The following is an 11,501-nucleotide window of genomic DNA, read 5'->3' as shown; positions in this document are numbered from 1 at the left end:
TGGGAGCCTGCAAGGCTTTTCGAAATGCTGAGGACATCTCAAAGCAACGAAAGAGCGCGAAAGTGGGCCACGCCACCCGCCTGTGGGGTGATATTCACTCGATCAGGTGGTGCATATCGGACAATTCACCAGTTTCCTGGTGATCATGCTGGCCAGTTCAGAAAAACCCCGACCACTCGCCGTGCTTCGTCACGACGTGCCCGCCTCGTTGGTGGTGTTCCTCGTCGCCGTCCCGCTGTCACTCGGGATCGCTCTCGCGTCAGGGGCGCCGATCGTCGCGGGGCTGATCGCGGCCGTCGTGGGAGGTGTGGTCGCCGGCGCGCTCGGCGGCTCCCCGCTTCAGGTCAGCGGTCCGGCCGCCGGTCTGACGGTGATCATGGCCGAAACGATCGCGACCTTCGGCTGGGCGACCACCTGCGCGATCACCGTCGCCGCGGGCGCGCTCCAGATCCTGCTCGGGCTGAGCCGCATCGCGCGCGCCGCGCTCGCGATCTCACCCGCCATCGTCCACGGCATGCTCGCCGGGATCGGCGTCACGATCGTCCTCGGCCAGCTCCACGTCGTGCTGGGCGGATCGGCGCAGAGCTCCGCGCTCAAGAACATCGCCGAACTGCCCGCGCAGATCGTCGGCCACCACGACACCGCCGCGCTGATCGGCGTGCTCACCATCGGCATCCTGCTGCTGTGGCCGCGGCTGCCCAAGGTCGTCCGCAAGGTGCCCGGCCCGCTCGCCGCGATCGCGCTGGTGACCGTGCTGTCCGTCGTCGCCGGGATGACCCTGCCCCGCGTCACGCTGCCGGGCGACCTGCTCAACATCCGCTTCGCGCCCGAATTCCCGAGCACCGGCTGGGGCGCGTTCGCCGTCGCCGTCATCACCATCGCCCTGATCGCCAGCGTGGAAAGCCTGCTCTCGGCCGTCGCGGTCGACAAGATGCACACCGGGCCGCGGTCGAACCTCGACCGCGAACTGATCGGACAGGGCGCCGCGAACATGACCTCCGGCGCGCTGGGCGGCCTCCCGGTCACCGGCGTGATCGTCCGCAGCTCGACCAACGTCGCCGCCGGTGCCCGCACCCGCACCTCGGCGATCCTGCACGGGGTCTGGATCCTGGTGTTCGTCGCCGCGTTCGCCGGGCTGATCCAGAACATCCCGCTCGCCGCACTGGCTGGCCTGCTGGTCCACGTCGGCGCGAAACTGGTCAACCCCGGTCACATGAAGCAGGTCCTCAAACACGGTGACCTCGGGCTGTACCTGCTGACGCTCGCCGGTGTCGTCGTCTTCGACCTGCTCACGGGGGTCCTGCTCGGCATCGCGCTGTCGGTGCTGCTGATGCTGCGGCGCACGGTGTGGTCCGGGATCCACGCCGAACGCGACGGTGAGGAGTGGCGCGTCGTCGTCGAAGGCGTCCTGACATTCCTTTCGGTGCCGAGGCTCAGCCGGGTGCTCGCGACCGTGCCCGACGGCGCGAAGGTGACTCTGGAGCTGGTCGTCGACTACCTCGACCACGCCGCCTTCGAGAGCCTTTCGAACTGGCAGCAGGGACACGAGCGCACCGGCGGTGAGGTGATCGTCGACGAGGTCGGGCATCCGTGGTTCGCCAACGGCAAATCCGGCGATCCCACCCTGACCAGGACGGACGCGGTGCGTTCGGTGCCGCGGCTCCTCGCGCCGTGGTCCGACTGGCAGGCCAAGGACGTCCAGGTGCCCGGCCAGCGCGGCGGTCCGACGCTGCGCGGGGCGACCGAGTTCCAGCGGCGTACCGCGGCGCTCATGCAGCCCGCGCTCAGCAAGCTGGCGGGCGGCCAGTCACCGCACACCCTGTTCATCACCTGCGGTGACGCGCGGATCGTGCCGAACATGATCACCACCAGCGGTCCCGGTGATCTGTTCACCGTCCGCAACATCGGGAACCTGGTGCCCGCCCGGCAGGCCGACCCGTCGATGGGGGCCACCGTCGAGTTCGCCGTCGGCGTGCTGAAGGTGCGCGAAATCGTGGTCTGCGGGCATTCCGGCTGCGGTGCGATGCAGGCGCTGGCCACCGGCGCCCCCGACGGCGCGCCGATGCTGGCCTCCTGGCTGCGGCACGCCGAGCCGAGCGCCAAGCGCAAGGTCACGGTGACCCTCGACGGCGAACGCCCGGACACCGAGGTCAACCGGCTGGCCCTGCAGAACGTGCTGCAGCAGCTGGAGCACCTGCGTCACTACCCGCTGATCGCCGAGGCCGAGGCGCGCGGCGAGCTGCACCTGACCGGGATGTACTTCGACGTCGGGGCCGCTCAGGTCTACCTGACCGATGACGGCAGCCCGTCGTTCACCCCGGTCGGGGCCGTGACCACCTCCGGGAGCTGAAGGACGCCTTACCCGCATGCGATGGGGTCGAAGCGTCCTTCACCCGATCGCATGCGGGGATGGTCCCCTTCAGCTCCCCTCCAGCCCGACCCACTAGATTCAACCCACGTGAGCATGCTGGTCATAACCGGCACCGGAACCGGTGTCGGCAAGACGATCACCACCGCCGCCATCGCCGCGCTGGCCGCCGGGCAGGGCCAACGCGTCGCCGTGCTGAAACCGGCGCAGACCGGGGTGGGTCCGGACGAGCCCGGCGACCTCGACGACGTCCTCCGTCTCGCCGGGCCGGTCACCACGCGTGAGCTGCGGCGATATCCGGATCCGCTGTCACCGGAGGCGGCCTCCAGGCTTTCGGGGCTGCCGACGTTGTCCCCGAGCGAGATCGCCGCCGCGGCGAGCGACCTCGACGGCGAACACGACCTCACCCTCGTCGAGGGCGCGGGCGGGCTGCTGGTCCGGTTCGACGCCGACGGCGCCTCGCTGGCCGACGTCGCCTGGTCTCTCGGTGCGCTGGTGATCGTCGTGGCCGAGGCCGGGCTGGGCACGCTCAACGCGACCGCCCTGACCGCCGAGGTCGCGACCAAACGCGGGCTCACCGTGGCCGGGGTGATCATCGGCTCGTGGCCCGACGAGCCTGATCTGGCCGCGGTGTCGAACCTGCGGGACCTGCCGGTCGCCGCCGGCGCCCCGCTGCTGGGCGTGCTGCCCGCCGGCCTGGGCTCGGCGGAACCCGAGGAGTTCGCCGCCCTGGCCAGGGCGGGTCTCTCGCCGTGGTTCGGCGGGGAGTTCGATCCGGAATGCTTCGTCGGCCGCGCGTCGGCGCAGAAGTGATCTGCGTCGCTGTGTCCGGGACACCCGGTCGTGCACGATGATGTGCCTTTGCTTTGACGCCCCACCCCGAACAGGAGCCGCCTCGTGACCACAGCCCCGGAGACCGTCGACATCCTCGCCGTGGCGCGTGAACAGGTCCTCGAGCGTGGCGTCGGCCTCGGCGAGGAGCAGCTCCTCGAAGTCCTGCGGCTCGGCGACGACCACCTGACCGATCTGCTGGCGCTGGCCCACGAGGTGCGGATGCGCTGGTGCGGTCCCGAGGTCGAGGTCGAGGGCATCATCAGCCTCAAGACCGGCGGCTGCCCCGAGGACTGTCACTTCTGCTCGCAGTCCGGCCGTTTCCCGACGCCGGTGCGTTCGGCGTGGCTGGACATCCCCGGCCTGGTCAAGGCCGCCCGTCAGACCGTCGAGACCGGCGCGACCGAGTTCTGCATCGTCGCCGCCGTCCGCGGTCCCGACAAGCGGCTGCTCTCGCAGGTCCGCGAGGGCATCAAGGCCATCCGCGAGGACGGCAACGACATCCAGATCGCCTGCTCGCTCGGCATGCTCACCCAGGAACAGGTCGACGAGCTCGTCGAGATGGGCGTGCACCGCTACAACCACAACCTGGAGACCGCGCGCTCGCATTTCGCGAACGTCGTCACCACGCACACGTGGGAAGAGCGCTGGGAGACCCTGCGCATGATCCGCGAGGCGGGTATGGAGGTCTGCTGCGGCGGCATCATCGGCATGGGGGAGAGCGTCGAACAGCGCGCCGAGTTCGCCGCGCAGCTGGCCGAGCTGAACCCGGACGAGTGCACGATGAACTTCCTCATCCCGCAGCCGGGGACGCCGTACGAGGGCTACGAGGTCGTCGAAGGCAAGGACGCGCTGCGCACCGTCGCCGCCTTCCGGCTCGCGATGCCCCGCCCGCTGCTGCGTTTCTCCGGCGGCCGTGAGCTGACCTTCGGCGATCTGGGCACCAAGCAGGGCATGCTCGGCGGCATCAACGCGATCATCGTCGGCAACTACCTGACCAACCTCGGCCGCCCGGCCACCGCGGACCTGGAGATGCTCGACGAGCTGAAGATGCCGGTGAAGGCGATCAGTGACGTCCTCTGACCGACCGGCGTTCTGCGTCCACTGTGGACAGCCGTCCGACGGCGCGGAACATCCCGCTTGCCACAATCCGAGAACGGCCCTCGAACCGCCGCGCTACTGCACATTCTGCGCGCGGCGGATGGTCGTCCAGATCACCCCGGTGGGCTGGACGGCCCGGTGCAGCCGTCACGGTGAACTGTCCGGCTGATTCCCGCGACTCGGTGCCGGGTTGCGTGCGCTGGGGGCGTCATTGGTTACGCTCTGCACAAGCTGCGTGAGGGAGGAGTCCGGGTTGGGCGAGACGTCGGGAAAACCGGCACACCTGTCTTCCAGCGTGTCCGACCCCTGGTCGGTGCCCGTGCTGCCGAGGCCGCGCCGCCCGCACCCGAAGGTCGTCATCAAGGCCGATCTGCTGCCGGCGATCAGCGTGCTGTCCACGGCGGGCCTGCTCGGCTTCCCGCTGGCCTGGCTGTGGGCACGGCTCGCGCCGCCGCAGCGGATGCGCGTGATCAACGACCGCGGCGGTCTCGCGCCGCTGGAACTGGAGAGCTGGCACCGCTTCGACGACCTCGCGATCTACGGTTTCCTCGCGCTCGGCGCCGGGCTGCTGATCGGCGTCGTGACCTGGATGCTGCGGGAACGCCGCGGTCCGGTCGTGCTGATCGCCGCGACCGGCGGCGCGACCCTCGCGGGCTGGCTGGGCGCGACGATGGGCGTCTCGTTCGCCAACAGCCGCTACGAGATCGCCGCGGCACCGGCCGTCGGCGACGTCATCGCGAAGGCGCCACAGCTCGAATCGACGTGGATCATGCTCGCCGCGCCGTTGATGACCACGCTGGTGTACACGCTGCTGACCGCGTGGAACGGACGAGAAGATCTGGGTCGCCGCCTCGGCTGAGCGTTTTCCTCTAGGGTGGGCCGGGACATCTCTAGGGGGCTTTTCTTGACTGAAGACATCGAGGTTTCCCGGCACAACGCCGTCCGCTTCCCGGGTATCAGCCCGCGTGCCTACGAACACCCCGTCGACCGCGGCGCGCTGGCCACCCTGCGCGCGATTCCCGGATTCGCGCAGGTCGTGAAGGCGGTTTCGGGCTTCTACTCCGAACGCGGCGAGCGGCTCATGGCGCTCGCGTCCGGCATCCGGGTGGGCCCGAAGCAGTACCCGGAGCTGGACAAGCTCCGCAACGAATGCGCCGAAACCCTTGACCTCGAACGCGTGCCGAACCTGTACGTCGCCCGCAGCCCCGAGGTCAACGCGCAGACGATCGGCATGGACGAGCCGTTCATCGTGCTCAACACCGCGGCCGTCGAGGCGATGGACATCGCGTCACTGCGGTTCGTGATCGGGCACGAGATGGGACACGTGCTGTCCGGGCACGCGGTGTACCGCACCATCATGATCCGGCTGATCGGCCTGCAGATGTCGATGTCGTGGACGCCGGTGAGCGCGATCGGCATCCGCGTCGTCATCGCGGCGCTGCGCGAGTGGTACCGCAAGGCCGAACTGTCGTGCGACCGCGCCGGGCTGCTGTGCTCGCAGGACCCGACGGCGGCGCTGCGGTCGCAGATCCTGGTCGCGGGCGGCATCGACCCCTCGAAGATCGACATCCCGGCGTTCCTGCAGCAGGCGGCCGAGTACGAATCGGTCGACGACATCCGTGACAGCTACCTGAAGCTGCGCTACGTCGAGACGATGTCGCATCCGCTGGCCGTCGTGCGCGCCGCGCAACTGCAGAAGTGGGCCGCTTCCGAGGAGTACCGGGCGATCCTGGCCGGCCAGTACCCGCGCCGCGACGCGGACTCGCCGTCCTCCACCTGGACCGATGACCTGAAGTCGGCCGCGAAGTCTTACAAGGATTCCTGGAACAGCTCGGCTGATCCGCTGACGAAGGTGTTCAGCGACGTCGGCGAGGCGGTTTCCGGTGCGGCGGGGAAGGTGTGGAACAAGTTCGGCAACGGTTCCGACAGCACCCCGGAGTCCGGTAAGTAGCCCTCGCGCGCGCTATGAAAGTCCCCTTCATTGCAAAATTTGCAATGAAGGGGACTTTCATGGCATCCGGCGGGTCCGTTCAGTTCAGGTTCGAGGGGCGCGTGAACTCGCCGAGTTCCCCCGGCGGCATCGGGACCGCGCCGAGCGTGCTGAGGAACCCGGCCTCCCGCGTCAGCAGCCGGCACGCGATCCGCAGCCGCCGCAGCGGGTTGGACTCCTCCAGCAGGCGCTGCCGGTCCTCCAGCGGGAGCAGGCAGTCGGAGGTGAGCCGGTACGCGAGCGCCGCGATGTCGCCGTCGTCGGGCGGGGTGGTCCAGTCGTCGGCGTGCCAGGCGGACTCGCAGTAGCGCCGGTGCGCGGCCTTGGCGACGTCGGCGAGCCTGGCGACGGTGTCGCCGTGCACCGACGAGACCCGGTCGTCGGGTATCCATTCGACCGAGCCGATCAGGTAGGGCGCGGAGACGCGGTCGATTTCGAGCAGCCGGAACCGGCGCCGCGCGGTGGTGACGACGTCGAATCTGCCGTCCGGCAGCCGTTTCGCCTCGCGCAGCACCGTGCTGCAGCCGACTTCGTGGACGTGCTCGGGCCCGCTCACCTCCCGGATCATCGCCGAACGCAGCGCGACGACCCCGAACTCGCGATCCGGGATGACGTCACCGACGAGGTCGGTCATCAGCTGCCGGTACCGCGGTTCGAAAATGTGCAGAGGGAGGTGTGTTCCGGGCAGAAGCACGGTCTGTAGCGGGAACAGCGGCAAGATCGCCTTCCCGGTGGACTCATCGCTCGGCTCGGTCACCCGTTCAAGGTACGGGCACGGCACGCACTTCGCAGGACGGTCACTTCGCGGCGGGCGGGCGGAACACCGCGAACGGGTCGGTGATCTGCATCCCCTTGCCCGCGAAGGAGAAGAGGGCCGCTGGACGCCCACCGCTGCGCCCGGGCGGAGCGGTGTGCCCGGTGGGGAGGAGCAGCCCTCGCCGGGACAGCACACGCTGCAGGTTCGTCGCGGACACCCGGTAACCCAGCGCAGCCGAGTAGAGCCCCCTCAACGCCGATACGGTGAACTCTTCCGGGGCAAGAGCGAACCCGAGATTCGTGTAGCAGAGCTTCGACCGGAGCCGGTCCCGCGCGCGCAGCACGATGGACTCGTGGTCGAACGCCGTCCGCGGCAGCTCGGAAACGTCGTGCCACTCGGTGTCTTCCGGGATCTCGGGGTCCACATCGGACGGTACGAGGCCGAGGAACGCCGTCGCCACGACGCGCGGGCCCGGCACCCGGTCCGGCGCGCTGAACACCGCCAGCTGCTCCACATGCTTCAACTGGCGTACGTCGACCTTCTCCGCGAGCTGCCGCCGAATGGACGCCTCGACGTCTTCATCCGGGCGAAGCCTGCCGCCCGGCAGGGACCAGCGGCCCAGATGCGGATCGAGCGCGCGCCGCCACAGCAGGACCCGGAGTGTGTCCGAGCGCACTTGCAGGACCGCTCCCAAAACCTCGTGGGCGAGGGGGGTCTGGGTGTTAAGATGACTTCGCACGGTTTTCGATTGTAAGGCGAAAACCGACTTTGGACAAATCGGTCCAGGAGGGCCAGAACGATGACGAGCACCCTGCAGAACGACCTGACTCCCTACGGTGGCGTCGTCGCCGACGCGGCTTGGGCGGAGGAGGTGCGGAGCCTCGCTCGCAAGCGCGACGCCGTCCTGCTCGCGCACAACTACCAGGTCCCCGAGATCCAGGACATCGCCGATTTCACCGGTGACTCCCTCGCGCTCAGCCGGATCGCGGCGAGCAGCGAAGCGTCCACCATCGTCTTCTGCGGCGTGCACTTCATGGCCGAGACGGCGAAGATCCTGGCGCCCGAGAAGACGGTCCTGATCCCGGACGCGCGGGCCGGCTGCTCGCTCGCGGACTCGATCACCGGTGCCGAACTGCGCGCCTGGAAGGCCGAGCACCCCGGCGCCGTCGTCGTGTCGTACGTGAACACCACGGCCGAGGTCAAGGCGGAGACCGACATCTGCTGCACGTCGTCGAACGCCGTCGACGTGGTCGCCTCGATCCCCGCTGACCAGGAGGTTCTGTTCCTGCCGGACCAGTTCCTCGGTGCGCACGTCAAGCGCGTGACGGGCCGCGAGAACATGCACATCTGGGCAGGCGAGTGTCACGTGCACGCCGGGATCAACGGTGCCGAACTGGCCGAGCGGGCCGCGGAGAACCCGGACGCCGACCTGTTCATCCACCCGGAATGCGGCTGCGCGACGTCGGCGCTGTACCTCGCCGGAGAGGGTGCCGTCGCCCCCGAGCGGGTCAAGATCCTCTCGACCGGCGACATGGTCCACGCCGCCCGCGACACCAAGGCGAAGTCGGTCCTCGTCGCCACCGAGATCGGCATGATCCACCAGCTGCGCAAGGCCGCGCCGGAGATCGACTTCCGCGCGGTGAACGACCGGGCGTCCTGCCGGTACATGAAGATGATCACGCCCGCCGCCCTGCTGCGGTCGCTGCGCGAGGGTGCCGACGAGGTCCACGTCGACATCGAGACCGCCGCCCGTGCCCGCGCTTCCGTGCAGCGCATGATCGAGATCGGGCAGCCTGGCGGCGGAGAATGACCGACCCGGTTACCGCCCTCCAGGCGAAAACCCGCCCGGAGTGGGAGGCCGCCGCCGATCTCGTGGTGATCGGCAGCGGAGTGGCCGGGCTCACCGCCGCGCTGCGCGCCCAGGAACTCGGCCTGCGCGTCCTGGTGGTCACCAAGGCGGCGGTCTCCGACGGGAACACCCGGTGGGCGCAGGGCGGGGTCGCGGTCGTGCTGGAGGGTGAGCACGAGCAGGGCGACTCGGTCGGCAAGCACGCAGCGGACACGCTCACCGCCGGTGCCGGGCTCTGCGACGAGGACGCGGTCCGTTCGATCATCGCGGGCGGCCCGGCCGCGGTGGCCAGGCTCCGGGCCGAGGGCGCCCGCTTCGACCCGGCGGTCGAAGGGCGGCCCGAACTCGCCCGCACGCGGGAAGGCGGGCACAGCGCTTTCCGGGTCATCCACGCGGGCGGCGACGCGACCGGGGCGGAGGTCGAACGGACACTGGTCGCGAAGGCCGGTGACCGGCGGATCCCGGTGCTGGAACACCACATCGCCGTCGACGCGATCCGCACCCCCGCCGGCGAGGTGGCGGGCGTGACAGTGCTGGACCACCACGGCGTTCCCGGGGTCGTCCGGGCGCCCGCCGTGCTGCTGGCCAGCGGCGGTCTGGGGCAGCTCTACCAGGCGACGTCGAATCCGGAGCTCGCCACGGGCGACGGGCTGGCGCTCGCGTTGCGCGCGGGGGCACAGCTCGCGGACGTCGAGTTCGTCCAGTTCCATCCGACGGTCCTGTTCACCCCGGGCGCGCGCGGCCGGTGCCCGCTGGTCACCGAAGCGGTACGCGGCGAGGGTGCGACCTTGCACGACGCGACGGGCGCTTCGGTCATGCGCGGGGTGCACCCGCTCGGTGATCTCGCGCCCCGGGACGTCGTGTCGGCGGCGATCACGCGCCGGATGGTGCAGGCTCCCGGCGGTGTCGACGACCACGTTTTCCTCGACGCCACAGGGATCACCGGGTTCGCGAAGCGATTCCCGACCGTGCACGCGGCGTGCGCGGTGATCGGTCTCGACCCGGCGAAGGACCCGATCCCGGTCACGCCGGCGGCGCATTTCGCCTGCGGTGGCGTGGTGACCACTGCGGACGGACGGTCGGGCGTCCGCGGCCTCTACGCGGCGGGCGAGGTCGCGAGGACCGGCCTGCACGGTGCGAACCGCTTGGCCTCCAACAGTTTGCTCGAAGGACTCGTCGTCGGTCGCCGGGTGGCCGAGGCGGTCGCGGCGGACCTCGCCACCGGGCTGCTCGCGGACCCGCGTCGCGGTGTGCTCAACCCGCCCGCCACGGTCGCGGTCACCGATCGCGACGCTTTGCAGCGCGCGATGAGCCGCTACGCCGCGATCGGCCGCGACGAGGAAGGGCTCGCCGTCGTCGGTTCGGTACTGGATCTTTCGGTGATCGAGAGTCCTTTGTGGACCCCTCGGATCGTCGAGGACGCCGCCCTCACGGTGGTGGCGGAGGCTTTGGTCGCGGCGGCCGCGCGCCGGACGGAATCCCGGGGCTGCCACGTGCGGACCGACTTCCCCGGACGTGACGACGACACCTGGCAACGCGGCCAGCTCATCCGGCTCAGCCCGTCCGGGCAGCCGGTACTGGCCGATCCGATCGCTTTGGAGGGTGTGGCATGAGCGAATTCTCCCACTGGGTCACCAAGGCGCTGGTCGACCACGGCCTCGACGTCCCGGACGTCCACCGGGTCGTCACGACGGCGCTGGCCGAGGACCTCCGCTACGGGCCCGACGCGACGACGAACGCCACCGTGCCCGAGTCCGCGCACGCGCTGGCCGAACTCACGCCCAGGAAAGCGGGCGTGATCGCCGGGATCCCGGTGGCTCTCGCGGTTTTCGACGTCGTTCTCGGTTCGGGCCTGGAGATCCTGGCCGCCCGCGACGACGGCGAGCGGCTGACCGCCGGGGAGCCCGCGCTGGTCGTACGCGGTCCGGTGCGCGGCCTGCTCACCGCCGAACGCACCGCGCTGAACCTGCTGTGCCACCTTTCCGGCATAGCCACCGCGACAGCCACCTGGGTGTCCACTGTGGACGGCACGGGCTGCCGCGTCCGCGATTCCCGCAAGACCCTGCCCGGGCTGCGGCTGCTGGAGAAGTACGCCGTCCGCGCGGGCGGCGGGGTGAACCACCGGCTCGGCCTCGGCGACGCGGTGCTGATCAAGGACAACCACGTCGTCGCCGCCGGTTCGGTGACGGCGGCGCTGGCCGCGGCCCGCGAGCACGCGCCCGAACTGCACTGCGAGGTCGAGGTCGACGACCTGGCCCAACTGGAGGAGGCGCTCGCCGCGGGCGCCGACGAGGTACTGCTCGACAACTTCACCCCCGACGAATGCGCGAAGGCCGTCGACCGTCGCGACGAGGTCTCGCCGAAGACCCGCCTCGAATCCTCGGGCGGACTGCGGCTGGACGTCGCGCGGGCCTACGCCGAGTCCGGTGTGGACTTCCTCGCCGTCGGCGCGCTCACCCATTCCTCACCCGCACTCGACCTCGGGATGGACCTGCGCTGACCTGAGTGGTCACCATCGGAAGTCCTCCTGGGGTCTCGACGGCCCAGCTTCCCGCTGGACGCACGGCCGTGAGACCCGAGTACAACCCGGTACGAGGACCTCACG

11 protein-coding genes are annotated in these 11,501 nt (G+C 70.1%); 9 read left to right on the top strand and 2 right to left on the bottom strand.

Features of this window, described 5'->3' with window-relative positions; genetic code table 11:
• Nucleotides 1-145: 145 nt before the first annotated feature.
• The 6 genes from ACZ5IK_RS35035 (at nt 146) to ACZ5IK_RS35010 (ending at nt 6,251) form a co-directional block, all read left to right on the top strand.
• Nucleotides 146-2,350: a SulP family inorganic anion transporter gene (locus tag ACZ5IK_RS35035; protein WP_465491604.1), complete on the top strand. Its 2,205-nt coding sequence runs from the start codon at nt 146-148 to the stop codon at nt 2,348-2,350.
• A gap of 114 nt (nt 2,351-2,464) precedes the next feature.
• Nucleotides 2,465-3,181: a dethiobiotin synthase gene (bioD, locus tag ACZ5IK_RS35030; RefSeq protein WP_465491658.1), complete on the top strand. Its 717-nt coding sequence runs from the start codon at nt 2,465-2,467 to the stop codon at nt 3,179-3,181.
• 84 nt (nt 3,182-3,265) lie between these two features.
• On the top strand, nt 3,266-4,282 hold the full coding sequence (gene bioB / locus ACZ5IK_RS35025) for a biotin synthase BioB (RefSeq protein ID WP_101609472.1): 1,017 nt from the start codon (nt 3,266-3,268) through the stop codon (nt 4,280-4,282).
• A complete protein-coding gene (gene bsaP / locus ACZ5IK_RS35020; RefSeq protein ID WP_465491603.1) occupies nt 4,269-4,469 on the top strand; it encodes a biotin synthase auxiliary protein BsaP in 201 nt (66 codons plus the stop codon). The genes bioB and bsaP overlap by 14 nt, the downstream gene beginning before the upstream one ends.
• A gap of 84 nt (nt 4,470-4,553) precedes the next feature.
• On the top strand, nt 4,554-5,159 hold the full coding sequence (locus ACZ5IK_RS35015) for a DUF2567 domain-containing protein (RefSeq protein ID WP_465491602.1): 606 nt from the start codon (nt 4,554-4,556) through the stop codon (nt 5,157-5,159).
• A 45-nt stretch (nt 5,160-5,204) separates the two neighbouring features.
• Nucleotides 5,205-6,251 (top strand): M48 family metallopeptidase, encoded by a 1,047-nt coding sequence (locus ACZ5IK_RS35010; protein WP_465491601.1) that lies wholly within the window; start codon nt 5,205-5,207, stop codon nt 6,249-6,251.
• A gap of 79 nt (nt 6,252-6,330) precedes the next feature.
• Here ACZ5IK_RS35010 and ACZ5IK_RS35005 read toward each other — a convergent pair whose 3' ends face one another.
• Together ACZ5IK_RS35005 and ACZ5IK_RS35000 are read right to left on the bottom strand one after the other, a co-directional pair.
• Nucleotides 6,331-7,047, bottom strand: a complete 717-nt coding sequence (locus tag ACZ5IK_RS35005) for an LON peptidase substrate-binding domain-containing protein (RefSeq protein ID WP_465491600.1) — start codon at nt 7,045-7,047, stop codon at nt 6,331-6,333.
• Nucleotides 7,048-7,087: 40 nt separating this feature from the next.
• Complete coding sequence (locus tag ACZ5IK_RS35000) at nt 7,088-7,723, bottom strand: NUDIX hydrolase (RefSeq protein WP_101609467.1); 636 nt, start codon at nt 7,721-7,723, stop codon at nt 7,088-7,090.
• A gap of 123 nt (nt 7,724-7,846) precedes the next feature.
• On the opposite strand from ACZ5IK_RS35000, the gene nadA reads away from it, so the two are divergent.
• From nadA to nadC, 3 genes are read left to right on the top strand one after another with little or no spacing between them, the layout of a single operon-like run.
• The gene (gene nadA / locus ACZ5IK_RS34995) at nt 7,847-8,857 is read left to right on the top strand and encodes a quinolinate synthase NadA (RefSeq protein WP_465491599.1); all 1,011 of its coding nucleotides are present in this window, start codon (nt 7,847-7,849) and stop codon (nt 8,855-8,857) included.
• Nucleotides 8,854-10,509, top strand: a complete 1,656-nt coding sequence (locus ACZ5IK_RS34990) for an L-aspartate oxidase (RefSeq protein WP_465491598.1) — start codon at nt 8,854-8,856, stop codon at nt 10,507-10,509. Before nadA ends, ACZ5IK_RS34990 begins: the two co-directional genes overlap by 4 nt.
• Nucleotides 10,506-11,396 carry a carboxylating nicotinate-nucleotide diphosphorylase gene (gene nadC / locus ACZ5IK_RS34985; protein ID WP_465491597.1) on the top strand — a complete coding sequence of 297 codons (891 nt, stop codon included), beginning with the start codon at nt 10,506-10,508 and terminating at the stop codon, nt 11,394-11,396. The genes ACZ5IK_RS34990 and nadC overlap by 4 nt, the downstream gene beginning before the upstream one ends.
• Nucleotides 11,397-11,501: the final 105 nt, after the last annotated feature.

The organism is Amycolatopsis sp. NPDC031561 (genome assembly GCF_055580625.1).
The sequence above is the reverse complement of the archived record's forward strand: the minus strand, read 5'-3'. Positions and strand labels throughout refer to the sequence as shown.

What these genes read in the sequence shown, in the direction of transcription:
- ACZ5IK_RS35035 (WP_465491604.1), top strand. Translation starts at nt 146, where the DNA reads ATGCTGGCCAGTTCAGAAAAACCCCGACCACTCGCCGTGCTTCGTCAC.
- bioD (WP_465491658.1), top strand. Translation starts at nt 2,465, where the DNA reads ATGCTGGTCATAACCGGCACCGGAACCGGTGTCGGCAAGACGATCACC.
- nadA (WP_465491599.1), top strand. Translation starts at nt 7,847, where the DNA reads ATGACGAGCACCCTGCAGAACGACCTGACTCCCTACGGTGGCGTCGTC.
- ACZ5IK_RS34990 (WP_465491598.1), top strand. Translation starts at nt 8,854, where the DNA reads ATGACCGACCCGGTTACCGCCCTCCAGGCGAAAACCCGCCCGGAGTGG.
- nadC (WP_465491597.1), top strand. Translation starts at nt 10,506, where the DNA reads ATGAGCGAATTCTCCCACTGGGTCACCAAGGCGCTGGTCGACCACGGC.